The organism is Mesorhizobium sp. RSR565B (assembly GCF_054719465.1).
The window spans coordinates 3,494,831-3,518,804 of sequence record NZ_JBTTIE010000001.1; the positions used below are offsets into that span (position 1 = coordinate 3,494,831).

Below are 23,974 nucleotides of genomic sequence, written 5' to 3' on the forward strand. Positions count from 1 at the left end.
GTTATTCTCGCAGCCGCTTCGTATCAGGCCAATGTTGCCGGGATCAAGCCGCGCAGAGAATTGCCGACGAACAGTGTTTTGGCGGATTTCAACTCGTCATAGCTGTAGATCGCCTCCTGGGCGCGGCCTTCGTCCAGCAGCTCGGCGCGCAATACGCCAGGCAGCAGGCCGCAGTCGAGCCTGGGTGTCATCAGCATGCCATCACCGAAATCGGCGAAGACGTTGGTGATGGTGCCTTCGCAGATTTCACTGCGCTCATTTGCGAGCAACACTTCGTCGGCCTGGGTGATCAGATATTCGGAGCGGGCGTGAGTGTAGACTTGCCGCCGGCCGGTCTTGTGGCGCAGCAGCGTGTCGGTGGAGGAGAGCCGCACCCGTGCCAGCTGCAGCCGCCAGACCTTGTCGGCGGCGAACGGCTCATAGGGCTGGACCGAGGCGGTCACTTCGCCATTGCGCTGCAGGACGAGCCGGGTGCGCAGCGCCTTTTGCTGCGCCCCGATAGTATTCGCCAGCACCTCGCCGATCCGCTGCGGATCGCAGGCAAAGCCGAGTTCTTCCGCCGAGCCGTAAAGGCGCGCGAGATGGCGTTCGAAGCGCAGAAAGCCCTGGCCGGGCTCCCAGCGCATCGTCTCGATCAGCTCGAAATCGGCGGTGTCCCCGTCGCGAAGCGCGCCTTCAGCAGACACTCCTGATACTCCTCTTGCGCCGTCGAATCGAAGACGACGCCGCCGCCGACATTGTAAACGGCCTCGCCACTGGAAAAGAGCGATATGGTGCGGATCGCCACCGAAAAGCGCATCATGCCGGCAGGCGCGATCCAGCCGATGGCGCCGCAATAGACGTCGCGCGGTGTCTCTTCCAGCTCGTGCAGGATTTCCATGGCGCGGATTTTCGGCGCGCCGGTGATCGAGCCACAGGGAAACAGCGCGCCAAAGATTTGGCGGATGCCGAGATCAGGCAGAAGCTTCGCCCGCACACGGCTCACCATCTGATGGACGGTCGGGTAGCTCTCGATGCGGAACAGTTCCGGCACTTCCAGCGTGCCGACCTCGCTGATCAGCGAGATGTCATTGCGCAGGAGATCGACGATCATTCGGTTCTCGGCCTGGTTCTTTTCGTCGCTGCGCAAGAAGGACTTCAACCGCGCGTCCTCGGCCTTGGTCGCGCCGCGCGGTGCGGTACCCTTCATCGGATGGGTTTCGATCATGCCTTCGGCATTGATCTCGAAGAACAGCTCGGGCGAACGCGACAAGACGATTGGATCGCCGAGCGAAATCAGCGCGCCATACTTGACCGGCTGGCGTCCTGTCAGTGCGTCGAAGGCAGCAAGCGGATCGCCCGACCATTGGGCACGGACCGGAAAGGTCAGGTTGCCTTGGTAGCAATCGCCCTTGCGGATGTGGTCGTGAAGGCGCGCGAAGCGTTTGGCGTAGTCCTGAGCGGACCAACTGGCCTTGGCGTCGAAGATGGGGCCATTGGTGGCCGGCGCACCGTTGCGCGGCACGGCCTCTTCGACCGGAGCATCGAACACACCCAGACAAACCAGTGGCGCGCGCCGGCCTTCAGGCAGCAGCGGCACCAGTTTCGGTTCGAGCAGATAGCCCGCTTCGTAGGAGAAATAGCCGGCCAGCCATTTGCCGGCATCGCTCGCGGCCTGCGCGGCCACCAGCGCCGGCAGAAAATCCTTGGCATCATAGGCAATGATGATGTCGGCCTGGTGGTCGAAGACCAACTGACGGCCGCTTTCATCGTTGCGGAAAATGGCAGAGGGCAGGGGCATGGGGCTCGGGTGCTGCGGTCGATGACGCCAGAACCGCTCTATATGGGGGCCGGGCGGCGTGCAATCGAGGGAGCGGCGTCGCAGGGCGCAAAGACAGTGGCGAATGCAAAAACAAAGACGGCGCCCGAGAGCGCCGCCTTCTGGTTATGTTGCCGATGACAGATCAGCTGTTGTTGGCGGTCCCGGCGCTCGGGAATTGGCGTGCGAACTCCTTTTCGTCGCCGGCGGCAAGCAGCTTGGCCTGCTCGACCCACTTTTCGCGGGCGATGCGGCCGTCGAAATTCAGCGTGTCCTCGATGCGCTTGACATCGGTCGCGGTCCAGCCGGCGATCTGCGCGTAGGTCGTGACGCCAAGGCCCTTGAGCAGTTTGTCGTTGACCGGGCCGATACCGATCAGGCGGCGCAGATTGTCGGCCTTCCCAGCTGCCGGGGCGGCCTTCTTCGGGACGGCGGCGGGCTTTGAAGCCGCGGCTTTGGGCGCGGCCTTGGCGGCGGCAGGTTTGCTGGCCGCTGGTTTTGCGTCCGCGGATTTGGCCGCAGCTGGTTTGGCCGCGGCGGGTTTGGCGGGGGCCGGTTTCGCGGCCGGGGCGGACTTGGCCGTTGCCGCTGTCGACACCAGCGCGGCCGGCGCCGAACTGGAAGGCTTGGCGGATGGAGCCGATGTTTCACGCAGCCGGCGTTCGAGATCGGCGCGGGTCTTGCCGCAGGCGTCGAGTTCGCCGGTCAGGCGGTCGGCGTCGGCGCGCAGTCTGTCCCGCTCGCTGCGGGTGCGGTCGAGATCGCCGCGCAGGCTGTCAAGTTCGCCGCGCAGCCGGCCCCAGATAAACCAGCCAACCAACACACCTACAAGGAACGCCAGGACAATGTAAAAGAAGGTCATCGTCTCTCTCCAGTCGGATCCGTCCGCCGCCGTCCCAAGTCATGACCTTGGCAGATCGGATCATCCAATGTGGTTCGGCGGCTCAGGGAACAGCCGGTCTGTCGTCGACTGTCGGCGTTCGGCTTTCCCGCCCATTGCCAACCGTCGCTGTCGCATTCGTCAGACCGCTGCCATGGGCCGGGATGCTGTCCGGCCTTAAGCCGCGCGCCCGGCTGAGCTTCGGTCGGAAAGCTATCATACGGCTTCGGGAAAGCTAACGGAAAATTTCGCCGGAGAGTTATTCAAGAACAGATATTTAGAACAAGAACAACGCTGCCGTCACATGCATTCCGGCTAAACTGTTCTGCGATTCCGCAAAGTCGAGACCGCTCCTGAACCTGTCACTCTGCGCCATCGGTCCAATGGGTGCCCGCATTAACTGTCGAGCGCTTCCAACTCGTCGATCAGGCCGCCGATCACGCCAAGCCCGATCTGCCAGAAGGCGGGGTCGGTGGCGTCGAGGCCGAAGGGCGCGAGAAGCTCCGAGTGATGCTTGGTGCCGCCGGCGCGCAACATCTCGAAATACTTGTCCTGGAAGCCATGCTCGGCGTTCTGGTAGACCGCGTAGAGCGAGTTCACCAGGCAGTCGCCAAAGGCATAGGCGTAGACGTAGAAGGGGGAGTGGACGAAGTGCGGGATGTAGGTCCAGAAGACCTCATAGCCCTCGCGCAGCTTGATCGCCGGCCCCAGGCTTTCGGCCTGCACCTCGAGCCAGAACTGGCCGAGCTTGTCGGAGGTCAGTTCGCCATTCTTGCGCTCGGCATGCACCTTGCGCTCGAACTCGTAGAAGGCGATCTGGCGCACGACCGTGTTGATCATGTCCTCGACCTTCTGGGCGAGCATCGCCTTGCGCTCGCGCTTGTCGGTGGTCTGATCGAGCAGCGAACGGAAGGTCAGCATCTCGCCGAATACCGAGGCCGTCTCGGCCAAAGTCAGCGGCGTCGAAGCCATCAGCGCGCCCTGGCCGCCGGCGAGCACCTGATGCACGCCGTGGCCGAGTTCATGCGCCAGCGTCATCACATCGCGCGGCTTGCCCATGTAGTTGAGCAGCACGTAAGGGTGCGCCGAAGGCACGGTCGGATGGGCGAAGGCGCCGGGCGACTTGCCGGGCCTGACCGGCGCGTCGATCCAGTTGCGGTCGAAGAAGGTGCGGGCGATCTCCGCCATGTCGGGGGAAAAGCGCTGATAGGCCGATAGCACAGTGTTCCTGGCATCATCCCAAGGAATCACCGCTTGCGGCGTTTCGGGCAAGGGCGCGTTGCGGTCCCAGTGGTTCATCACCTCCATGCCCAGCCAGCGCGCCTTCATCGCGTAGTAGCGATGAGACAGGCGCGGATAGGCCTCGCGCACGGCCGATGCCAGCGCGTCGACCACGCTGCGCTCGACACGGTTGGCGAGATGGCGTGAGTCGGCGATGTCCTCGAAGCCGCGCCAGCGGTCGGAAATCTCCTTGTCCTTGGCCAGCGTGTTGGTGATCAGCGTGAAGGTGCGCAGGCTCTTGCGGAAGGTTGTGGCCAGCGCTTCGGAGGCGCGGCGGCGGACCTCCCCATCGGCGTCCTGCAGGCGGTTCAGCGCCGGCTCCAGCGTCAGTTCCTCGCCGTCTATGTCGAAACGCAGATCGGTCATCGTCTCGTCGAACAGCCGGTTCCAGGCACCGCGCCCGGTGATCGACTTCTCATGGAACAGCTGCTCGACCCGATCCTCGAGCTGGTAGGGCTTGTCCATTCTGAGGTCGAGCACCCAGGGCCGGTAATGGGCAAAGCCGGCGTCGGCGGCGAGGGCGGATTCGAGCGCCTTGTCATCGATCAGGTTCAGTTCCAGCGCGAAGAACAGAAGATGCGCGCTGGCGTCGGTCATCTTTTCCTGGATGTCGCCATAGAGCTTTGCGCGCTGCGGATCGGCGGTGTTGCCGGCATAGATCAGGCCGGCATAGGAGACGATGCGGCCGATCAGTTCCTCCAGCGCCTCATAGGCTGTCAGCGCCTCGCCAAGCCTGCCGGCGCTTCCGCGCCCGGCCTCCGCAGCCAGTGTGCCCTTCCAGCGGTTCTCGAAGGCGACGGCGTCGGCCGCCGCCTTGGCAAGGTCACGCTTCAGTTCGGGCGCCTCCATGCCGGAATAAAGATCGGCGAGATTCCATTCCGGCAGGTCGCCAAGTTCCGCCGCGCCCTGACCGGACGCTACCGCCGCAAGCTGCCGACCGAGAATCCTGCTCATCAACAATTACCTTCTGGAATCAAGGGGAAAGGACAAGCCGGTCAAATCCTAAGGAATTCGTTCACCGGGTTTTTTGAAACCTTGTTTAGAACCCTGTGCCAAGATGATCCATGGGAATTTCCCAGGCGGGCAACTCAAATCAGTCATGACAGGTTCCATTCTTATAGTCGATGACGATCCCGTGCAGCGCCGGCTGCTCGAAGCGGCGGTGACGAAATTCGGCCACAGCGCCATCGTTGCCGATGGCGGCGAGGCCGGTCTGAGCGCGCTTGACGGACCCAATGCGAGGGATATTTCGGCAGTCATCCTCGACCTTGTCATGCCGGGCCTCGACGGCATCGGCGTGCTGAAGGCGATGCGCGAGCGCGGCATCACTGTTCCCGTCATTGTGCAGACTGCGCAGGGCGGCATAGAAACGGTGGTCTCGGCGATGCGCCACGGCGCCTTCGATTTTGTCGTCAAGCCGGCGTCTCCCGACCGGCTGCAGACCGCGATCGGCAACGCGCTCAAGGTCGAGGCGGTCGAGGACGAGGTCAAGCGCACGTCGCGGCGTCGGGGCGGCCACCTGACATTCAAGGACATGATCACGCATAGCCCGGCGATGGACCGGGTGATCCGCCTCGGCCAGAAGGCTGCGGCCTCCAACATCCCGATCCTGATCGAGGGCGAATCGGGCGTTGGCAAGGAATTGGTGGCGCGCGCCATCCAGGGCAGCGGCGAACGCCGCACAAAACCGTTCGTCACCGTCAATTGCGGCGCCATCCCCGACAATCTGGTCGAATCGATCCTGTTCGGTCACGAAAAAGGTTCGTTCACCGGCGCCACCGAAAAGCATACCGGCAAGTTCGTCGAGGCGCATTCGGGCACGCTGTTCCTGGACGAGATCGGCGACCTGCCGCTCGACGTGCAGGTCAAGCTGTTGCGCGCCGTGCAGGATGGCGAGGTCGATCCGGTCGGCGGCCGTTCCACCGTCAGGGTCGACATCAGGCTGATCTCGGCCACGCACCGCAACCTTCTGCAGCAGGTCAAGGACGGCAAGTTTCGCGAGGACCTGTTCTACCGGCTCAACGTTTACCCGATCGTCGTGCCGCCGCTGCGCGACCGCCGCGACGACATCCCCTATCTGGTCAAGCATTTCATGGACAAGGTGGCGCCGGCGGGCAATCGCCTGCACGGCATCTCGGATGCCGCACTGGCCATGCTGCAGGCCTATGATTGGCCGGGAAACATCAGGCAGCTGGAAAACGCCGTGTTCAGGGCCTCGGTGCTTGCCGAAGGCGATGTGCTCACGACTGACGAATTTCCGCAGATCCGGGCGCAGGTCGACGGCACCGTCAATCTCGACGCCGATGCGTCCTTGTCGGACCCCGGCATGGCCTTGAGCACCGGATCGCAAGGCGATGGCGCGCAGACTGACGACGCCGGTACTGCAGCTGCCGAGCCCGCCCCTCCGGCGAGGCTGCTTCAGCGTTTCGGCACGCTGCGGGCGCTGGACGAGCGTGGCAATGTGCGTGCGCTGGCCGATGTCGAACTCGAAATGATCAAGCTCGCCATCGACCATTATAACGGCCAGATGAGCGAGGTCGCGCGGCGTCTCGGCATCGGCCGCTCGACGCTCTACCGCAAGCTCAAGGAATACGGCGTCGACCCGGAAACCGGCCGCCTCGACCGCCTTGCCTCCTGAACGCCGAATTCCACAGCTTGCCAACGCAAGGCCGGGACCAGCTTGCCATGCCACATCCGGCGCTGCATAAGGGTTGGGGCGGGAATATGACTGATGCGGACAGCGTTGTTCACGCATTAAGGCCAGCGGTAACAGATCGTGTAGCGGGAAAAGGCTGAATCTTGATCTAAACCAGCAGTTTACCAAGAAATCCTGTGTATTATTTTTGACGGGATATCGCCACGGTGTTACCGCATTTCGGCTTCAATAAGCGATGATTAACCATTAGGATCGATATTCGGATGTGAGAACCACGCATCCGTTTGGACAAATCCGGGGACAAACGGCAGCCTGCAAGGCCTTTTGATTTGAACAAAGTCGAACGACACAGAAACGGGCGGCGCGATCACATGGGCGTCTGGCCGAGATGGCTGGCAGCGTTGATCGTTGCGTTCGCTTTCCTCGCCGCAACTGCTGCCGGCGCCAGCGCTGAAACGCGCTCGCTCAAGCTCTATCACCTCCACACGCACGAAAAGGCCGAGATCGTCTACAAGCGCAATGGCCGCTACGATCCGGCAGGCCTCAGGAAGATCAACATCATCCTGCGCGACTGGCGTCGCAACGAACCGACCAAGATGGATCCGCGCCTGCTCGATCTGGTGTGGGAAGCTTACCGGCAGGCCGGCGCCACCGACTACATCCAGGTCGTTTGCGGCTATCGCTCGCCGTCGACCAATTCGATGCTGCGCAGCCGCAGCCGCGGTGTCGCCAAGGAAAGCCAGCATATGCTGGGCAAGGCGATGGACTTCTACATTCCGGGTGTGCCGCTGAAAAAGCTGCGCAACATCGGCCTGAAGATGCAGGGCGGCGGCGTCGGCTACTATCCGTCGTCGGGGTCGCCCTTCGTCCACATGGACGTCGGCAATGTGCGGCATTGGCCAGGCATCAGCCGCCAGGAACTGGTCAGCCTGTTCCCCAATGGCAAGACGCTGCATGTGCCGAGCGACGGCAGGCCGTTGCCGGGTTATGACCAAGCGCTCGCCTCCTACAAGGCGCGCAAGGGCGCCGGTTCTCCTGCCATCATGATGGCCAGCGCAGGCGGCAGCACCAAGAAATCCGGTGGCTTCCTGTCCGCGTTCTTTGGCGGTGGCGGTGAAGACGAAGCCGACGACAGCGCCGATGTCGCTACCGCCGCGCCGCCGCCGAGAAGCGTGAAGCCGGTGCTGGCTGCCACGAGCAACAACAACAGCAATCTGCCTGGCATCGCGATCGTGTCGCCGCAGAACGCCAAGCGCGCCAACATTCCGCAGCTTGCCGACGACAGCGCTGACGATTCGGAGCCGCAGGACACGCCGGAGACGATCATCGCCGCGCTGCCCGCCAAGGAAGTGCCGCTGCCCGCTTTCGCACCGCGGCCGAAGGCCGATGTCGGCGCGCAACAACCTGAGACCGTGCCGTTCGGCGTGGCCGATGCCACCACCGAACAGACGGTGGCGACGGCGCAGGCGCCGGCCAATGTGCCGTTCGGCACGGCCGATGCGAGCAATGCCGACCAAGGGGCCGATCAAGCTGCCGCTCCGGCGCAGGTCGCGGTCAACGTCCCGTTGCCGACCTGGCGTCCCGACCGCTCTTCGCCGCCGGCTGAGCTTGCGCCGCAGGACAAGGGCGTTCTGCTGGCGCTGGCCGATACGGCTGCCCACAAGCAGACCGCAACCGACGCGTTCTCGGTGCTGCCGTCGCAGCGTCCGGACGAGGTCAAGGCGGTTCTCGAACAGGCCAGTGCCGCCGATACAGCCGGTGCTACCGACGACTATCAGGTTGCGTCGCTTGAGCCGCGCTCGGCTTTCAACGATCCGTCAGGTGTCGATGCCGCATCGCCGCGCGGTGCTATTGCTGCCCGTCCCGCCGGTACCGATCCAGCCTCGGTGATCGGCGCCGGCGTCAAGACGACACGCAAGGAAGCAAGGGCTTCGGCTCGCGACCTGAAGCCAGGACCGAAGGCAGTGGTGGTGGCGGCCGAACCGCAGGCGGCGCGCTGGGCGCTGAGCAGCGGCGACAACATCGCCACCGTTTCCAGCCCGACGACAGCGCCGCGCTATGCCTACAACATCGTGCATACGCCGCCGAGCGAGGTCTACACCGCAGGCTTCCAGGCGGACAACCAGATGGCCGATGCCAACCGCTTCACCGGCAATGCCGTAAAATTCCTTTCGGTCGCCCGCTTCCAGACGAAGTAAGGGCGTGACCGGGGCGTTATCGACTCGAAGCCGCGCTGGGCAACCCGTGCGGCTTTTGTTTTTAGCGAGATCTCGAGCACTGGCTTCCATCGCCACAGAATGCTAACCACCAAGCTGCATTCCCGCTTCGTCTAATGGTAGGACAGCGCCCTTTGAAGGCGTGAATCGTGGTTCGAGCCCATGAGCGGGAACCAAAATCTCACGCGTAGCAAACCCGGTCGGCGCAGCTGGCGGGTTTTTGTGCCGAGTGCAATTCCGGGAACACTGTGATTTTCCCGGGAAAGCGCGGAGCGCTTCCCTTGGGAATTGCGCAAAGACAAAGTAGCGGAGGTTATTTTCCGAGCTTGCTCGCGGTCTGTGCGAGCGCCTCGATCTCATCCCACTTGCCGGCCTTGACCAACTCGTCCGGCGCCACCCACGAGCCGCCGACGCAGATAACGTTGGACAGGCTGAGATAGTCGGCCGCGTTCTTGGCCGAGATGCCGCCGGTCGGGCAGAATTTCACGTCGGCCAGCGGCGAGGCAAAGGCCTTCAGCGAGGCGATGCCGCCGGATTGTTCGGCCGGGAAGAATTTCAGGAACCGCAGGCCGGCCTCGCGGGCAGCCATGATCTCGCCGGGCGTGATGGCGCCGGGCAGCAAGGGAACGTCGCTGTCCTTAGCCGCCGCCAGCAACTCTCGCGTGATGCCGGGGCTGACGATGAATTTCGAGCCAGCGGCCGCTGCCTCGTCGAACTGCTTGGCATCGAGAATTGTGCCGGCGCCGACAATGGCGCCCTCGACCTCACCGGCGACGCGGCGGATCGCTTCCAGCGCATCGGCGGTTCTCAACGTGATCTCGATTGCCGGCAGGCCGCCGGCGGCCAGCGCCCGGGCGAGCGGGACGGCGTCCGCGACATTGGCGATCTTCAGCACCGGAATGACCGGCTGGCCATTGAGCAGCGACAGGAGCGTTTCGGTCTTGCTGAGCATTGGCTTGTCTCTCCCTAGGTGATTTCAACCGATTAGCAGAAGGCCGATTCCGAGTCCACGAAACCCGGCCTGCCGCGATGTCACATGTCGGCCAACGAGCCTGCGGGCGAATACCGACGAAGTGTCTTTAGCTCTGCCTTGAATCCGCTTTGACCACGGTCTAGTGGCTTGGCGATGACCAACCATGAACCCGTGCGCGTTGCCGCGCTCTACAAATTTGCGAGGCTGGGCGACTTCGACGCGCTGCGGGTCTTGCGCAGGCCGCTTGCCGCCTTCTGCTGCGGGCGCGGCATCAAGGGCACGCTGCTTCTGGCGCAGGAGGGCATTAACGGCACGGTCGCCGGCAGCGAAACCGACATAGCCGACCTGATCGCTTATCTCGAGGCCATCGAGGGTCTTGCCGATCTCGAGGTCAAATACAGCACGGCCGCCGAAATGCCGTTCCATCGCATGAAGGTGCGGCTGAAGCGCGAGATCGTCACCATGGGCGTCGAAGACCTCGACCCGGCGACGGGTGCGGGGACCTATGTCGCGCCGGCCGACTGGAACGCGCTGATCTCGGACCCCGGCACCATCGTCATCGACACACGCAACGCGTACGAAGTGTCGATCGGCACCTTCGAGGGCGCGGTGGACCCGCGCACGTCGAGCTTTCGCGAATTCCCGGCCTGGGTGGAAAAACACCGCGACCAACTCGACGGCCGCAAGGTTGCGATGTTCTGCACCGGCGGCATCCGCTGCGAAAAGGCGACGGCCTATGTGAAGTCGCTCGGCTTCGAGGATGTGTTCCATCTCAAGGGCGGCATCCTCAGATATCTTGAAGAGGTGCCGGCCGAAGACAGCCTGTGGCAGGGCGAGTGTTTCGTCTTCGACGAGCGGGTCTCGGTGTCGCATGGGTTGACCGAAGGCGAGGCCGAACTCTGCCGCGCCTGCCGGCATCCGCTGACGCCGGAGAACCGGCTGTCGCCGCATTTTTCCACCGGCGTGTCATGCCCGCATTGCTACGAGGCACGCTCGGATGAGGATCGCACCCGCTATGCCGAGCGCCAGCGCCAGGTCGAACTTGCGCAGGCGCAAGGCAGGGGACATATCGGCAGTTAAGTGCCGCCGACGCCCTGACTGGATCACCACACGACAGAATAGCGGTCGATCACCCACAGCCATGTGCCGTCGGCCTGCCGGCGCGCGACCTCTGAGGTTATCGAGCCGTCGGCAAGCCTGGTCGACGTCAACGCGAGGTCGCCGTTGATGGCCGCCGGGCGCTGCTCGCCGCGCTGGAATTTTCGCCCGCTCGCGGCAAAGGCTTCGAACAAAGCGCGGATCGCCTCGTGGCCACGCGTCAATTCGGCTGCTCCGGTGTCGATGACGGCATCGGGTTGGAACAACGCCACCATGCCGTCAATGTCTCCGGCCCACTGCCGGTCGATCAACAAACGTTCCAGATCCTGCGGATCGCGCGCCGGTTCCCGGCCAGGTTGATCGGTCACAGCAAGGTTCCTCCCTCGACAATGCGGCGGCGACATTAGCGCAAGCCGAGGCCGGTATCGACACACCGATCACCGATTTGCGGCATTGCCGGCGCCGATAGCAAAGCGCGCCTCCGTCATTGTAATGTCAGTGTGCGGGACCTACGTCTGCAACGTCCAAAACCTGCCCGTCCACGTTGGTGCGGGCCCTTTTCTGGAGGCACCATGTTCGACCCCAAGAAGCTTCTCGACGATCTGCTCGGCTCGCAAGTTCCCGGCACAACCGGCACCGTTCGCGACAAGGCCGGGCAGGCTGTGCAGATGGCCAAGGACAATCCGCTGGCCGCCGGTGCGCTGGCCGCGGTGCTGCTTGGAACCGGCACGGGACGGCAGGTCACCGGCACGGCCGTGAAGCTCGGCGGACTGGCTGCGATCGGCGGTCTCGCCTACAAGGCCTACCAGAATTACAAGGCCGGCAATGCACCCGAGCAGGCGCCGGCGGCCGGCCAGCCGGAATTGCTGCCGCCGCCCGCCGACACCGGCTTTCATCCTTCACAGGCGCCACAGGGCGAGGACGAGTTCACGCTGACCCTGGTGCGGGCGATGATCTCGGCGGCCAAGGCCGATGGCCATGTCGATGACGCGGAACGCCAAAAGATCGCCGGCAAGCTCAGTCTGGCCGGCATCGGCACGGAAGCGGAAAAGTTTCTGATGGCGGAGCTGGACAGCCCGCTCGACCTCGATACGCTGGTCGCAGGCGCCAAGACCGATGAGCAGAGGCTCGAGCTCTACACGGCGTCCCGACTGACGATCGACCCCGATACGCGCGCCGAACGCGGCTATCTCGACCTGCTCGCCGGCCGGCTCGGCCTGCCGGATGCGCCCGTCGATCATGTCGAGGCGACGGTGTCGGCGGCCAAGGTGCCGGTTCCGTCAGGCACGGCGCCGAACCCGCGCTGGTAGACAACGCAGCCGCGCGCCTGGGGCAGGGGGGCCGAGGCCGGAAAAAATGCGTTAACGTCTCGTTTACCGAGGAAGCGCATGATTTTAGTCAGTCGGATCGGGCTTTCCTCCTCCCAAGCCCGGTTCAGATCAGGGCGGTCGCCAATGACCGCCCCTTTTTGTTGGACCGATCACATAAAGTGCGTCGCGCTTCATGTTTTTGTCCTGATGCATGTCGTTCTCTCACAACCGGGGCCACTTTGAGCGACATGCACAGTGTCCGGCTTGCCATGATCCCCGTCATTTGCGATGGGTCGGTGCATTCGGATGCACCCCGATCTGTGCCGGGATGCGCGGCGCGCAGGAGCAAAATCCATGACAGCCCTCCCAGAGAAAACCGCCATCGTCACCGGCGCCGGCACCGGCATCGGCAAGAGCGTCGCCACGGCGCTGCTGAAGGCGGGCTGGAACACGGTGTTTTGCGGCCGCCGCAAAGCGGTGCTCGATGCCGCCATTGCCGAGGCCGGGAAAACGGACGCCAAGGCGCTGGCGGTTGCCTGCGACATCAGCAAGGCCGGCGAAGTCGATGACCTGTTCGAGACGGTGGCCGCAGCCTTCGGCCGCGTCGACCTGCTCTTCAACAATGCCGGCATGAGCTACAAGTCGACGCCCATCGACGAGATCCCGGTCGAGGTCTGGAACGATATTGTCGGAGTCAATCTCACCGGATCGTTCCTATGCGCCCGCGCCGCCTTCGGCGTCATGCGCAAGCAAAAGCCAATGGGCGGCCGCATCATCAACAATGGCTCTGTGTCGGCCTATGCGCCACGGCCGGGCTCGGTGCCCTACACCGCGACCAAGCACGCCATATCGGGGCTGACCAAGACGCTGGCGCTCGACGGCCGGCCCTATGACATCGCCTGCGGCCAGATCGATATAGGCAACGCGCTGACCGATATGGCGCACGCAATGACGGTCGGCGTGCCGCAGGCCAATGGCACCATCGCCGCCGAGGCGGTGATGGACGTCCAACGCGTCGCCGACGCCGTCGTCCACATGGCCAGCCTGCCGCTCGACGCCAACGTGCTGTTCATGACCGTGATGGCGACCAAGATGCCGTTCGTGGGGCGTGGGTGAACAGCCGAAGGCCTACCTCTTCAAAAACGCCTCGATCCGCTCCAGCGCGTGCAAGATGTTCTCTTCGGAATTGGCGTAGGAAAGCCTGATGTAGCCTTCGCCGAGAATGCCGAAATCGGGGCCGCCGATCAGCGCCACGCCGGCCTCCTCGAGCAGTGCCGAGGCGAGCTTCTTGGCCTTCCAGCCGGTCTTCGAAACATTCGGGAAGGCATAGAATGCGCCTTTCGGCGTAATGCAGGAGACGCCGGGCAGCGCGTTCAGCCCCTCGACCACGATCTTCCTGCGGTTGTCGAAGGCGCGCATCATCTTGTCGACATCGTCCTGCGGGCCGTCGATGGCGGCGATGCCGGCGAACTGGCTCGGCGCGTTGACGCAGGACCAGCAATTGACCGCCAGCTTGCGGACCTTGTCGTAGAGATGCCCGCCCTTGTCGCCATTCGGCCAGATCGACCAGCCCATGCGCCAGCCGGTCATCGCCCATGTCTTCGACCAGCCGTTGAGCACGATCAGCCGGTCGCGAATTTCCGGAAAATTGAGCAGCGAAAAATGCGTCTCGCCGTCATAGGTCATGACGTCGTAGACTTCGTCGGAGAGGATAGCGACCTGCGGATGCGCTTGCAGCCCCTCCACCAGCTTCTCGATCTCGGCGCGCGGCGTGACGCCGCCGGTCGGGTTGGCCGGTGAGTTGAGGATTAGCAGCCTCGTCTTCGAGGTGATCAGCCCCAGCGTCTCCTCGGCCGAGAAGGCAAAGCCGTTCTCTTCGCGGATCGGCACCGGAATGGGCGCGGCGCCGGTGAACTCGATCATCGAGCGATAGATGGGAAAGCCAGGGTCGGGATAGAGGATCTCGGCGCCGGGTTCGCCGAACATCAGGATCGCCGCGAACATGGTCGGCTTGCCGCCGGGCAGGATCATCACATTTTCCGGCGAGACCTCGACGCCGGTGGTGGCCAGCGTGCGCCGCACCACCGCTTCGCGCGTCGCCAGCAGGCCGTTGGCCGGGGTGTAGCCATGGTGACCGTCGCGCAGCGCCTTGATCGCTGCGTCGACAATGTGCTGCGGCGTTTTGAAGTCGGGCTGGCCGATGCCGAGATTGACGATATCGCGGCCCTGTTGAGCCAGTGCGGTCGCCCGCGCCAGCACGGCAAAGGCGTTTTCCTCGCCGAGGCGGTCGAAGGCCGAAATCGTGTGGAGCATTTTTCCCGTCCGTGTGGTTCTTGCTGTTAGGTCGCGTTTTTGTGAGCGTCTGCTCACAAAAGTCAAACGGATTGGAGTTTTGCGTGTCGGAAAATCTCAAAGATTGGCAAGCGCGTCCGCGGCCCGAGCGCAAGCCCATTGACGGCCGCTATGTCCGGCTCGAACCGCTGAGCGCCGAAAAGCATGGCGACGGCCTTTACGAGGCGTCGTCGGTGCCTGACATTGACGGCCGCTTTGCCTGGCTGCCCGACTATCCGCCGCAAACCCGCGCCGATTTCCAGCCATGGCTGGACAAGGTCGAGGCGAGCGAGGATCCGCTGTTCTTCACCGTCATCGACAAGGCCAGCGGCAGGGTCGCGGGGCGACAGACGCTGATGCGCATCGATCCCACCTATGGCGTCATTGAGATCGGCAACATCTATTGGGGGCCGCTGATCTCGCGCAAGCCGGCAGCGACCGAAGCGCAGTTCCTGTTCATGAAGTACATTTTCGACGGGCTCGGCTATCGCCGCTACGAGTGGAAATGCAACAACCGCAACGACCCTTCGAAGCGCGCTGCGGAGCGGTTCGGCTTCAAGTTCGAGGGCATTTTCCGCCAGCATCTTGTGGTCAAGGGTGAAAACCGCGATACGGCATGGTACTCGATCATCGACAAGGAATGGCCGGCGCTGCGCAAAGCCTATGAGGCATGGCTCGATCCCGCCAATTTCGATGGCGAAGGCCGGCAGAAGCGGCGGCTCGAGGATTTCCGCGCCGAGTTCGGCGCGTAACAGGAGTTTTTTCCGATGGCGCACAGCCATGATCATGGTTTGCATGCTGGGCATGGCGCCGGCCACGTGCATGGCTCGACCGACAAGAAGCGTGTGCTGATCGCAGCCTGCCTGACCGCCGGCTTCATGGTGGCCGAAGGGCTTGGCGGCCTTTTGACGGGATCGCTGGCGCTGCTGGCCGACGCCGGCCACATGCTCGCCGACTCGATTGCGCTTGGCCTTGCCTGGTACGCCTTCCATCTTGGCGGGCGGCCGGCGACGGTGCGCCTCACGTATGGCTTCGGCCGAGTCAAGACGCTGGTTGCCTACACCAACGGCATTGCCATCTTCGCCATTGCGCTGTGGATCGTCTACGAAGCCTGGGGCCGGCTGATGACGCCGGCGCCGGTGCTGGGCGGGCCGATGCTGGTGGTGGCGATCGCCGGCCTTCTGGTAAACTTCGCCTCGTTCTTCGTGCTGCATGGCGGCGACCACGACAGCCTCAACATGCGCGGCGCCATCCTGCATGTGCTGGGCGACCTGCTCGGTTCGGCGGCGGCGATCGTGGCGGCGCTGGTCATCCTGGCCACCGGCTGGACGCCGATCGACCCGATTCTGTCGGTGCTGGTCTCCCTGCTGATCCTGTCCACCGCATGGTCATTGATGCGCGAAGCCGCCCACGTCCTTCTCGAAGGCGTACCGGCAAGCCTCGACCGCGACATCATCGCCAAGGACATTGCCGGCACCGTCAAGGGCGTGCGCGAGGTGCACCATATGCATGTCTGGTCGCTGGACGGCTCCAGCAACATGGCGACGCTGCATGCCTGCCTCAACGATGGCATCGATCCGCACCAGGCGGTCAGCGCCATCAAGAAGCGGCTCGCCGCCGAACACGGCATCAGCCACGCGACGGTCGAACCGGAATTCGGCCAGTGCGCCGACAGCCATGACGAGCACGATCATGACCACGACCATGGTGCGCCACCGCATCACGGCCATTATCACTGACAGGGAATTTCATGGCATTGGCATCCGAGTTGACGAGTTCCCGCTGTGGCGGGACGGCATGATGGATCGCGACACGCGAAACGCGCTGATTGCCGCAGCCTGGATCATGCTGCTGTTCGGCATCGCGGCGTTCTATCTGCCGACCGTGATGCTGGCCGTCGGCAATGTCTCGACCGTACTTGCCGGCATCGTCGGCATCGCCTTCGTGCTGGCATTCTTCCTGGTGTTCTGGTTGCGGGGTCGCAGCCAGAACAAGGGCAAATAAGAGGCTTTGAAATGCGCATCCTGATTACTGGCGCCGCCGGCATGGTCGGCCGCAAACTTGTCGACCGGCTGGCCAAGGACGGCACGCTCAACGGCCGCAAGATCACCGGGCTCGACCTGCACGACATCGTGCCGCCGCAGGCGCCGGCAATGGAGGGCGTCAGCATCACCGCCCATACCGGCGACCTTGCCGACCCAGGGGCTGCTGAAAGCCTGGTGTCGTCACACCCCGATGTGATCTTCCATCTCGCCGGCATCGTGTCGGGCGAGGCGGAGGCGAATTTCGATCTCGGCTACCGCGTCAATCTCGACGGCACACGGGCTCTGTTCGATGCGGTCCGGCTGGCGGGCTTTTCGCCGCGTCTGGTCTTCACCTCGTCGATCGCGGTGTTCGGCGCGCCGTTCCCCGATGTCATCCCGGACGACTTTCATCCGACGCCGCTGACCTCCTACGGCACGCAGAAGCAGATGAGCGAAGCGCTGCTGGCCGACTATTCCAGGCGCGGCTTCTTCGACGGCATCGGCATAAGGCTGCCGACCATCTGCGTGCGGCCCGGCAAGCCGAACAAGGCGGCGTCAGGTTTCTTCTCCGGCATCATCCGCGAGCCGCTGAGCGGCCACGAGGCGATCCTGCCGGTGCCGCGCTCGGTGCTGCACACCCATGCCAGCCCGCGCTCTGCGGTCGGTTTCCTGATCCATGCCGCCGGGCTCGACGGTGCCGCTGTCGGGCCGCGCCGCAACCTTACAATGCCCGGCGTTGCCGTCACCGTCGGCGAGCAGATCGAGGCGCTGGAACGCATTGCGGGCACCGAGGTGGCGAGCCTGATCCGTGAGGAGCCCGACGAAACGATCTGGGCGATCGTCAAGGGTTGGCCGACGCGCTTCGAGGCGCGACGGTCAAGAGACCTCGGCTTCAGCGCCGAAAACAGTTTCGATGAAATCATCCGCGCCCATATCGAGGATGAGCTGGGCGGAATGATCGCGGGTCAGGCCTGACCCGCCGAGGTCACACAGTTCCGGACAGGCTCGCCGACAACAGCAACAGTCCGAACAGGAAGACGAAGGCGGCGCCGCCGATTTCGACGACTGTGTGGATGCGGTTGCCCATGCGGCCGTCGCCGGCGAAATAGACCGCCCAGTTCTTGGCTGTCACCGCGATCGTCGCCAACGCCGAGACTGTGATGGCGGTGCCGATAGACATCGCCAGCACCGACAGCAGGCCGCCGAGCCACAGGCCGTTGAGCAGCGCGAAGCTGAGCACAATCAGCGCGCCGGAGCAGGGGCGGATGCCGACGGCGGCTACAGCCGACCAGGCCGTGCGCCAGTCGAAGCGATCGGCCGACAGCAGCGCCGGATCAGGCGCATGCGAATGGCCGCACGTGTCGCAGACCTCGCCGGCCGGTTGATCGTGAGCGGCGTGATTGTGATGAGCGTGGTCGTGATGGGAATGATCGTGTGTGTCGTGGTCGTGCGCAGCGTGATCGTGATGATCATGCGAATGGTCGTGATGCACATGCAAGGCATGCGAATGCGCATGCGCCGCGTGGCTGTGAGCGGCATGCGAATGGCCGCCATGGGAATGACCGGCGTGGGCTGCCGACAGGCTGTAGGCGGGCGCCTTGCCGAACCAGCGCAGGACCGTAGGCCCGAGCTTGCGCCACAGCAGCCAGGCGCCGAACAAAGTGACGAAGACATAGCTCATGATCTCCATGAACCAGGCTGCGTCGGTCATCGAGATGGCGGTGCCGCGCAGGACGAAATAGGCAAGCAGCATCACCAGGATCGCGGTCAGGCCCTGCAGCAGCGCTGAGACGAAGGACAGCAGGATACCGCGCCTGAGCGCCACTTCATTGGCCACCATGTAGGACGAGATCACCGCCTTGCCGTGGCCGGGGCCGGCGGCGTGGAAAATGCCGTAGGCGAAGGACAGGCCGATCAGCAGCCACATCTTGCTGCCCTCCTCGCGCATTGCTTTCATCGCCGTGGCCAATGCGCGGTAGAATTCCTGCTGGCGCAGATTGATCCACATCAGGATGTGGGCGAACGGGCCGGTGGTGGGCGCCATGCCGTCATTGACACCGATGCCGAGTGAGCTCTGGGCATGGGCCTGCCCGAGAAAGTGCGTCATCAGCAGGGCAGCGGCCACGAGGCCGAATGCCAAACGCAGGGACGGTTTCATCACCGGATCTATCCTTCTGGCGGGCAATTCAGTTCGAGCTTGGTGGCGAAGATCTTGCTCATGTCGGTGCCTGTCGGGTCGTTGAAGAACGCGTCCGTCAGGGTCTTCTGGTTTTCCTTGATCGCCTCGTCTGGATCAGGCCGGATGACGCTCTTGGTGCAGTTCGAGGGCAGGCCTTCCACCGTGATGTTGCTATCCTCGGTGAAGTCGATCGCTGTGTAGAAGGTTGGATCGTAGACGCCGAAATCGATCTTGCCGGCGAGCTTGATCGGCACCTTGGGTTCGGATTCGAACAGGATGATCAACTGGTCGTTGTCGAAATTGGCCATCAGATGCGGTGGCGGCGTCATAGGCACGTCCTTGCCGTCGACGGTGACGAGCTGGAAATAGTTGAATTCGGCCAGCGAGGCATGAACTGTGTCGGCGACATCCTTCAGCTCCTTGTCGTCAAGCTTCAGGTCGGAGTTCTTGTCGAACTCCATCATCACCGTACTCGAAAACAGATCATCGAAACGCCAGAGGTGACGCAGCGCTTTCACACTTTGGTGATCCGGCGAGAGGATCACGTCGAGGCGGGCCTCGGCGAAGACATGAGGATGCGCGCCAGCCGCTCCGACGGAGGCAAAAGTCGTCGCCAGGGCCGAAGCCAGCATGATTGCGTGCCGTTTCAGATGCATTCTCGGTCGCTGTTCCATCGGCCTCGGAGAGATTTCGAGAGGTTACCAGAAACGGGGCGAAATTGGGACCGCGGCACGGCAGGACCGGCTCAAGCGCTCTCGCGGTTCTTGAACCATTGCACCAGGAAATCGACGAAGACACGGACCTTGGCCGGAAGATAGCGACGGTGCGGGTAGACGGCGAAAATGCCGCTGCCCGACTGGATGCGGTCGTCGAGCAAGGACACCAGCAGCCCGGATGCGAGGTCGGGTGCGGCGATGAAATCCGGCAGGATGGTGAAGCCCAGACCCGACACGGCGGCGGCTCGCGCGGCCATCGGGCTGTTGACCTCGATCGGACCCGATACGTTGACACTGACAGACTCCTCGCCATCGCCCCTGAAGCGCCAGTTGGCGAGCGAGCGGCCATTGGTGTCGACGATGCAGGGCAAGTTGGCGAGATCCTGCGGGCGCGTCGGCTTGCCGTGCTTGGTGATCAGCTCCGGCGAGGCGCAAAGCTTGATCGAAAACGGCCCCAGGCGGCGGGCGATCAGCGATGAGTTCTCCAGGCGCGAGATGCGCACGGCAAGATCGAAACCTTCCTCGACCAGATCGACAAAACGGTCGTCGAGATGGATGTCGAGCACGATGTCGGGATGCTGCTTGGCGAAGTCGATGAGCGACTGTCCGATTGGCGCATCGGCGAAGGTGCGCGCCGCCGACAGCTTGATCCTGCCGCGCACGTCGCCGGAGGATTCGCGCACGGCGTCGGCCAGGCTGTCGACCTCGCGCACGATTTCCGAAGCGCGGCTGTAATAGGTATGGCCGGCCTCGGTCAACGAGAACTGCCGCGTGGTGCGGTTGAGCAGCAGCGCGCCGAGTTCGTCCTCGAGTTCGCGCACATATTTCGACAGCAGCGCCTTGGAGCGACCGATCTTGCGCGCGGCCGCCGAAAAGCCTTCGGCCTCGACGACGTCGATGAAGGCGCGCATGCGGGTCAGTGTATCCATCATCGGGCCTTTCGTGCCGCATCGAGAATTCGCCGGCCGAGCCGTATCAGGGCAATGTCGCTGCCGGGAGGGCCGAGCAGCGAGAGGCCGAAAGGGGCACCGTCAACCGAGCCCAGCGGCAGGGTGATTTGCGGAAAGCCTGAAAGACCCGAAAGGCACAAAAGATGCAAGGCCCTTTCGCGGTAGGCCTGGAGCTGCTGCGGCTCGCTTTTGACCAGAGGTGCGGGGCCTGGAACGGTGGGCAGGACAAGAAACCCGTCTTGGCCGAGCAAGGCAGCCAGCTCGGAGCGGAAGGTCAGGCGGCGCACCGCCTCGGCCCGCGCGGTCTTTTCGTCGATTGTCCGGCCGAAACCAAAGCGCTCCTCGACGCCCGGCCCGAGATTGCGCTCGCCCGAAATGATCCAGGCGCCATGTTGCTGCCAGGCCTCGGCGGCCTGGAGGCGGCGAAAGCACCAGTAGAGCTCGTCGGGGAAGGAGGCGAAGCTGTACTCTACCGGCGCCGGCTCACCGATAAGACTGGCGGCCAGCGCTCTCATCCTGGCATATTCGGCTGCCTCAGCGGGGCCGGCCACGAAAGCGTCCAGCCAGCGGATCGAAAGCGGTCGGGTGAGCGGATATGGATGCGGGTCGCGGCCGAGCAGCAATTTGCCGATCGTCTCATAGGTCTCGATGTCGTCGGCGAACCAGCCGAATGTGTCGAAGCTCGGCGCCAGCTTCATCGTGCCTTCGAGCGAAATGCGGCCATGCGTGGTGCGCAGCCCGATCAATCCGCAAAAGCTCGCCGGGGCGCGGATCGAGCCGCCGGTGTCCGAGCCGGTGGCGATATCGGCAAGCTTGCCGGCCACCGCCGCCGCCGAGCCTGACGAGGAACCGCCGGAGACGCGATCGGGAGCGGCCGGGTTCACCGGAAACGGAAAATGCGCGTTCTGGCCCATCAGCGAGAAGGCGAACTCGTCGGTCTGCGTCTTGCCGATGAAGCGCGCGCCGGCATCGAGAATCACCTGTACGGCCGGTGCGGTGCTCGACGCGGCGTGGGACTCGGCGAACTTCACCGGATTGCCGCAACCGGTGCGATAGCCGGCGACGTCGTAAATGTCCTTGACGGCCAGTTTGAGCCCCGCCAGCGGCCCCAGTTCCGCATTGGCGACCGGCATGCGGCGCAGGTCGAGAAAGGCGTTGAGCGGGCCGTGTGTGCCTGGCATCGTTCGATATCCGTATACAGTAGGCCAGCATTGTTCGATGCCGGAAATTTTACAACCTGGGATACGATTTTTATTGATTGTGAAATCTTTCGATCTTATATCGCGCTTGCCCAAAGTCGCACGTGCCTGTGGGTGTCCGCCGATCCTCGAATGGTGAGGGAAATCGGTAAGGTAACTGGAGCTAACCCCTCCAGTCGGTCTAGCGGCCAACCGCCAGCCCGAGGACACCTTGAAGCAACGACGGTGCGGGCCTTTCTGGTGTTCTGCCGGTCGTCCAAAGACCGGGGTTACTGAAGAGGCACACCTTCATTGCCGGCAGTGCGGACGGGTCTCCCATCCAAGCCAAGGCAGACAAAGCGAACCGAGGCCGGGCAAGGCCAAGGTTCACCGCCGCGAGACGGCGTTTCATGGTTCCGGGGTCTCCACCGGCTGGTTCCATGAATTTCCGTCCCGCCTTTGTTTGACCGCGTGTTCGCGAGGCCGAAAGCCCGCGTCCCGCAGCTTATTGCGCGCCGCAAGGCGTTGATGGAGAGACCCCGATGGCCACCCAGCGCATCCTCGACTTCCTCGCCACCCGACGTCCGTCCGGCCCCTGCCTCGTCGTCGACCTCGATGTCGTGCGCGACAATTTCCGTGCCTTCGAGAAGGCGCTGCCCGATTCCAGGATCTACTATGCGGTGAAAGCAAACCCGGCGCCGGAGATCCTGCGCCTGCTTGCTGCGATGGGCTCGTCTTTCGACACCGCTTCCGTTGCCGAGGTCGAGATGGCGATGGACGCTGGTGCGCCGGCGGACCGTATCTCCTTCGGCAACACCATCAAGAAGGAGCGTGACATTGCACGCGCCTACCAGCTCGGCATTCGGCTGTTTGCCGTCGATTGCGTCGAGGAGGTCGACAAGATCGCCCGCGTCGCTCCCGGCGCCCGCGTGTTCTGCCGCGTGCTGACCGACGGCGAAGGCGCCGAGTGGCCGCTGTCGCGCAAGTTCGGCTGCGTGCCGGCGATGGCCGTCGACGTGCTGCGCCATGCCAGGACGCTCGGCCTCGACGCCTATGGCGTGTCGTTCCATGTCGGCTCGCAGCAGACCGACCTGACGGCGTGGGACCGTGCGCTGGCCGACGCCAAGAAGGTGTTCGCCACGCTCGCCGACGAAGGCATCGTCCTCAAGATGGTCAATATGGGCGGCGGTTTCCCGACGCGCTATCTGCGTGATGTGCCGGCGGCTCAGGCTTACGGCCAGGCCATCTTCTCGGCGCTGCGCAAGCATTTCGGCAATGCGATCCCTGAGACCATCATCGAGCCGGGTCGCGGCATGGTCGGCAATGCCGGCGTCATCAAGTCGGAAGTCGTGCTGATCTCGAAGAAGGCCGAAAACGACAATGTGCGCTGGGTGTTCCTCGACATCGGCAAGTTCGGCGGTCTGGCCGAGACGATGGACGAGGCGATCCGCTATCCGATCGTCACCCGCCATGACGGTTCGGAGACCGCACCTTGCGTGCTCGCCGGCCCGACCTGCGATTCGGCCGACGTGATGTACGAGAAGACGCCGTATCCGCTGCCTCTGTCGCTGACCATCGGCGACGATGTGCTGATCGAAGGCACCGGCGCCTACACGACCACCTACTCGGCGGTCGCCTTCAACGGCTTCGAGCCTCTCCGATCCTACGTGATCTGACGGCTTCGGCCTTCAGATCACCCCAGGCGGACGTTTGCGTCCGCCCGGGTTCGCCTGTGGAACAAGCTCCGCTCGTGAAGGATCGCGGAAATGGACATTGTAAATTACATTGACGGCATTGGATTCTCCCCCCCGAGGGGGAGATGGCCGGCGCCATTCCCATCGTCGCCGAAACTGCGGCAGACATTGCATCGCGTGAAGCGTTGCTCGATCGCGCCATGGGGCCGATGCGGCGCAAGAAATCGTCGGAGAAGCTGCGGCGTGGCCGCCGGCCTTCCGAAGGCCTCGCCTTCGTGGCGCGTGATGCGGCGGGCGCGGTGATCGGCACTGTGCGGCTGTGGGACGTGCGTCTTGGCGAGGGTGGCCCGGGAGCACTTCTGCTCGGACCGCTCGCCGTCGATCCGGCGCTGAAGAACGCCGGCATCGGCTCGGCGCTGATGCGCCATGCTTTGGCCGAGGCCGCGCGTCTCGGCCATGCCGCGGTGCTGCTGGTCGGCGATGCGCCTTACTATGGCCGCTTCGGCTTCTCGGCGGAAAAGACCGGCGCGCTCGCCATGCCTGGTCCGTACGAGCGGCACCGCCTGCTGGCGTTGGAGCTGATAGAGGGTGCGCTCGACGGCGCGCATGGCACGCTGAAGGCTGCAGGTCGCAAGCTCAAGGCACAGAGGCTGTCGCTGGCCGCCTGATTGTCCAAAAACAAACGCCGCC

Annotated in this window: 22 protein-coding genes and 1 tRNA gene; 12 read left to right on the forward strand and 11 right to left on the reverse strand. The window is 63.8% G+C overall.

Annotation, left to right across the window (positions count from 1 at the left end; translation table 11 throughout):
• Positions 1 to 23: 23 nt before the first annotated feature.
• From ACYG9R_RS17020 to ACYG9R_RS17035, 4 genes are all read right to left on the reverse strand, one after another.
• Positions 24 to 686, reverse strand: coding sequence for an aminotransferase class IV family protein (locus ACYG9R_RS17020; protein ID WP_031199162.1), 663 nt, complete (start codon positions 684 to 686; stop codon positions 24 to 26).
• Complete coding sequence (locus ACYG9R_RS17025; protein ID WP_023823294.1) at positions 635 to 1,780, reverse strand: aminodeoxychorismate synthase component I; 1,146 nt, start codon at positions 1,778 to 1,780, stop codon at positions 635 to 637. The genes ACYG9R_RS17020 and ACYG9R_RS17025 overlap by 52 nt, the downstream gene beginning before the upstream one ends.
• Positions 1,781 to 1,943: 163 nt before the next feature.
• Positions 1,944 to 2,660 (reverse strand): protein in NADH-ubiquinone oxidoreductase complex, encoded by a 717-nt coding sequence (locus ACYG9R_RS17030; protein ID WP_023704007.1) that lies wholly within the window; start codon positions 2,658 to 2,660, stop codon positions 1,944 to 1,946.
• 414 nt (positions 2,661 to 3,074) lie between these two features.
• Entirely contained in the window at positions 3,075 to 4,913 is a 1,839-nt protein-coding gene (locus tag ACYG9R_RS17035; protein WP_023823295.1) for a M3 family oligoendopeptidase, read from the reverse strand.
• A 145-nt stretch (positions 4,914 to 5,058) separates the two neighbouring features.
• Here ACYG9R_RS17035 and ACYG9R_RS17040 point away from each other — a divergent pair, with 145 nt between their 5' ends.
• The 3 genes from ACYG9R_RS17040 to ACYG9R_RS17050 all read left to right on the forward strand — a co-directional run bounded on the left by ACYG9R_RS17040 (position 5,059) and on the right by ACYG9R_RS17050 (position 9,007).
• The gene (locus tag ACYG9R_RS17040) at positions 5,059 to 6,597 is read left to right on the forward strand and encodes a sigma-54-dependent transcriptional regulator (RefSeq protein ID WP_023823296.1); all 1,539 of its coding nucleotides are present in this window, start codon (positions 5,059 to 5,061) and stop codon (positions 6,595 to 6,597) included.
• Positions 6,598 to 6,986: 389 nt separating this feature from the next.
• The gene (locus ACYG9R_RS17045; RefSeq protein WP_023728404.1) at positions 6,987 to 8,813 is read left to right on the forward strand and encodes a DUF882 domain-containing protein; all 1,827 of its coding nucleotides are present in this window, start codon (positions 6,987 to 6,989) and stop codon (positions 8,811 to 8,813) included.
• A gap of 120 nt (positions 8,814 to 8,933) precedes the next feature.
• Positions 8,934 to 9,007, forward strand: a tRNA-Gln gene (locus ACYG9R_RS17050).
• Between the two features lie 137 nt (positions 9,008 to 9,144).
• Here the strand turns inward: ACYG9R_RS17050 and ACYG9R_RS17055 are convergent.
• Positions 9,145 to 9,783, reverse strand: coding sequence for a 2-dehydro-3-deoxy-phosphogluconate aldolase (locus ACYG9R_RS17055; RefSeq protein WP_023701045.1), 639 nt, complete (start codon positions 9,781 to 9,783; stop codon positions 9,145 to 9,147).
• Positions 9,784 to 9,957: 174 nt separating this feature from the next.
• Between ACYG9R_RS17055 and trhO the strand changes: the two genes are divergently transcribed.
• On the forward strand, positions 9,958 to 10,884 hold the full coding sequence (gene trhO, locus ACYG9R_RS17060) for an oxygen-dependent tRNA uridine(34) hydroxylase TrhO (RefSeq protein WP_023823297.1): 927 nt from the start codon (positions 9,958 to 9,960) through the stop codon (positions 10,882 to 10,884).
• Positions 10,885 to 10,907: 23 nt separating this feature from the next.
• Here trhO and ACYG9R_RS17065 read toward each other — a convergent pair whose 3' ends face one another.
• Entirely contained in the window at positions 10,908 to 11,270 is a 363-nt protein-coding gene (locus tag ACYG9R_RS17065) for a YybH family protein (protein ID WP_023701047.1), read from the reverse strand.
• Positions 11,271 to 11,474: 204 nt separating this feature from the next.
• On the opposite strand from ACYG9R_RS17065, the gene ACYG9R_RS17070 reads away from it, so the two are divergent.
• Together ACYG9R_RS17070 and ACYG9R_RS17075 are read left to right on the forward strand one after the other, a co-directional pair.
• Positions 11,475 to 12,212 (forward strand): tellurite resistance TerB family protein, encoded by a 738-nt coding sequence (locus ACYG9R_RS17070; RefSeq protein WP_023823298.1) that lies wholly within the window; start codon positions 11,475 to 11,477, stop codon positions 12,210 to 12,212.
• 354 nt (positions 12,213 to 12,566) lie between these two features.
• Positions 12,567 to 13,328 (forward strand): SDR family oxidoreductase, encoded by a 762-nt coding sequence (locus tag ACYG9R_RS17075; RefSeq protein ID WP_023823299.1) that lies wholly within the window; start codon positions 12,567 to 12,569, stop codon positions 13,326 to 13,328.
• A gap of 12 nt (positions 13,329 to 13,340) precedes the next feature.
• On the opposite strand, the gene ACYG9R_RS17080 is transcribed toward ACYG9R_RS17075, so the two are convergent.
• Complete coding sequence (locus tag ACYG9R_RS17080) at positions 13,341 to 14,525, reverse strand: pyridoxal phosphate-dependent aminotransferase (protein ID WP_023823300.1); 1,185 nt, start codon at positions 14,523 to 14,525, stop codon at positions 13,341 to 13,343.
• An 83-nt stretch (positions 14,526 to 14,608) separates the two neighbouring features.
• On the opposite strand from ACYG9R_RS17080, the gene ACYG9R_RS17085 reads away from it, so the two are divergent.
• Genes ACYG9R_RS17085 through denD form a run of 4 tightly spaced genes read left to right on the forward strand, consistent with a single transcriptional unit; the run spans position 14,609 to position 17,542 of the window.
• Entirely contained in the window at positions 14,609 to 15,295 is a 687-nt protein-coding gene (locus tag ACYG9R_RS17085) for a GNAT family N-acetyltransferase (protein ID WP_023747150.1), read from the forward strand.
• A 15-nt stretch (positions 15,296 to 15,310) separates the two neighbouring features.
• Entirely contained in the window at positions 15,311 to 16,282 is a 972-nt protein-coding gene (locus ACYG9R_RS17090) for a cation diffusion facilitator family transporter (RefSeq protein ID WP_023823301.1), read from the forward strand.
• Positions 16,283 to 16,340: 58 nt separating this feature from the next.
• Positions 16,341 to 16,547: a hypothetical protein gene (locus ACYG9R_RS17095; protein ID WP_023686390.1), complete on the forward strand. Its 207-nt coding sequence runs from the start codon at positions 16,341 to 16,343 to the stop codon at positions 16,545 to 16,547.
• An 11-nt stretch (positions 16,548 to 16,558) separates the two neighbouring features.
• Complete coding sequence (gene denD, locus ACYG9R_RS17100) at positions 16,559 to 17,542, forward strand: D-erythronate dehydrogenase (RefSeq protein ID WP_023823302.1); 984 nt, start codon at positions 16,559 to 16,561, stop codon at positions 17,540 to 17,542.
• A 10-nt stretch (positions 17,543 to 17,552) separates the two neighbouring features.
• Here denD and ACYG9R_RS17105 read toward each other — a convergent pair whose 3' ends face one another.
• The 4 genes from ACYG9R_RS17105 to ACYG9R_RS17120 all read right to left on the reverse strand — a co-directional run bounded on the left by ACYG9R_RS17105 (position 17,553) and on the right by ACYG9R_RS17120 (position 21,593).
• Entirely contained in the window at positions 17,553 to 18,725 is a 1,173-nt protein-coding gene (locus ACYG9R_RS17105; RefSeq protein ID WP_460221876.1) for a nickel/cobalt transporter, read from the reverse strand.
• An 8-nt stretch (positions 18,726 to 18,733) separates the two neighbouring features.
• Complete coding sequence (locus ACYG9R_RS17110; protein ID WP_023671926.1) at positions 18,734 to 19,402, reverse strand: DUF1007 family protein; 669 nt, start codon at positions 19,400 to 19,402, stop codon at positions 18,734 to 18,736.
• Positions 19,403 to 19,491: 89 nt separating this feature from the next.
• Positions 19,492 to 20,391 (reverse strand): LysR family transcriptional regulator, encoded by a 900-nt coding sequence (locus ACYG9R_RS17115; protein WP_023823304.1) that lies wholly within the window; start codon positions 20,389 to 20,391, stop codon positions 19,492 to 19,494.
• On the reverse strand, positions 20,391 to 21,593 hold the full coding sequence (locus ACYG9R_RS17120; RefSeq protein WP_023823305.1) for an amidase: 1,203 nt from the start codon (positions 21,591 to 21,593) through the stop codon (positions 20,391 to 20,393). Before ACYG9R_RS17120 ends, ACYG9R_RS17115 begins: the two co-directional genes overlap by 1 nt.
• Positions 21,594 to 22,132: 539 nt before the next feature.
• On the opposite strand from ACYG9R_RS17120, the gene odc2 reads away from it, so the two are divergent.
• Positions 22,133 to 23,266, forward strand: coding sequence for an ornithine/lysine decarboxylase (gene odc2, locus ACYG9R_RS17125; RefSeq protein WP_023671923.1), 1,134 nt, complete (start codon positions 22,133 to 22,135; stop codon positions 23,264 to 23,266).
• Between the two features lie 143 nt (positions 23,267 to 23,409).
• Positions 23,410 to 23,952, forward strand: a complete 543-nt coding sequence (locus tag ACYG9R_RS17130) for a GNAT family N-acetyltransferase (protein WP_023823306.1) — start codon at positions 23,410 to 23,412, stop codon at positions 23,950 to 23,952.
• Positions 23,953 to 23,974 lie beyond the last annotated feature (22 nt).

Bases quoted from the DNA above. Each gene is read 5' to 3' on its own strand.
- ACYG9R_RS17090 (WP_023823301.1), top strand. From the start codon at position 15,311: ATGGCGCACAGCCATGATCATGGTTTGCATGCTGGGCATGGCGCCGGC.
- ACYG9R_RS17110 (WP_023671926.1), bottom strand. From the start codon at position 19,402: ATGCATCTGAAACGGCACGCAATCATGCTGGCTTCGGCCCTGGCGACG.
- ACYG9R_RS17120 (WP_023823305.1), bottom strand. From the start codon at position 21,593: ATGCCAGGCACACACGGCCCGCTCAACGCCTTTCTCGACCTGCGCCGC.
- trhO (WP_023823297.1), top strand. From the start codon at position 9,958: ATGACCAACCATGAACCCGTGCGCGTTGCCGCGCTCTACAAATTTGCG.
- ACYG9R_RS17080 (WP_023823300.1), bottom strand. From the start codon at position 14,525: ATGCTCCACACGATTTCGGCCTTCGACCGCCTCGGCGAGGAAAACGCC.
- ACYG9R_RS17130 (WP_023823306.1), top strand. From the start codon at position 23,410: ATGGCCGGCGCCATTCCCATCGTCGCCGAAACTGCGGCAGACATTGCA.
- odc2 (WP_023671923.1), top strand. From the start codon at position 22,133: ATGGCCACCCAGCGCATCCTCGACTTCCTCGCCACCCGACGTCCGTCC.
- ACYG9R_RS17115 (WP_023823304.1), bottom strand. From the start codon at position 20,391: ATGGATACACTGACCCGCATGCGCGCCTTCATCGACGTCGTCGAGGCC.
- ACYG9R_RS17075 (WP_023823299.1), top strand. From the start codon at position 12,567: ATGACAGCCCTCCCAGAGAAAACCGCCATCGTCACCGGCGCCGGCACC.
- ACYG9R_RS17045 (WP_023728404.1), top strand. From the start codon at position 6,987: ATGGGCGTCTGGCCGAGATGGCTGGCAGCGTTGATCGTTGCGTTCGCT.
- ACYG9R_RS17095 (WP_023686390.1), top strand. From the start codon at position 16,341: ATGATGGATCGCGACACGCGAAACGCGCTGATTGCCGCAGCCTGGATC.
- ACYG9R_RS17105 (WP_460221876.1), bottom strand. From the start codon at position 18,725: ATGAAACCGTCCCTGCGTTTGGCATTCGGCCTCGTGGCCGCTGCCCTG.
- ACYG9R_RS17035 (WP_023823295.1), bottom strand. From the start codon at position 4,913: ATGAGCAGGATTCTCGGTCGGCAGCTTGCGGCGGTAGCGTCCGGTCAG.
- ACYG9R_RS17025 (WP_023823294.1), bottom strand. From the start codon at position 1,780: ATGCCCCTGCCCTCTGCCATTTTCCGCAACGATGAAAGCGGCCGTCAG.
- ACYG9R_RS17040 (WP_023823296.1), top strand. From the start codon at position 5,059: ATGACAGGTTCCATTCTTATAGTCGATGACGATCCCGTGCAGCGCCGG.
- ACYG9R_RS17070 (WP_023823298.1), top strand. From the start codon at position 11,475: ATGTTCGACCCCAAGAAGCTTCTCGACGATCTGCTCGGCTCGCAAGTT.
- ACYG9R_RS17030 (WP_023704007.1), bottom strand. From the start codon at position 2,660: ATGACCTTCTTTTACATTGTCCTGGCGTTCCTTGTAGGTGTGTTGGTT.
- denD (WP_023823302.1), top strand. From the start codon at position 16,559: ATGCGCATCCTGATTACTGGCGCCGCCGGCATGGTCGGCCGCAAACTT.
- ACYG9R_RS17055 (WP_023701045.1), bottom strand. From the start codon at position 9,783: ATGCTCAGCAAGACCGAAACGCTCCTGTCGCTGCTCAATGGCCAGCCG.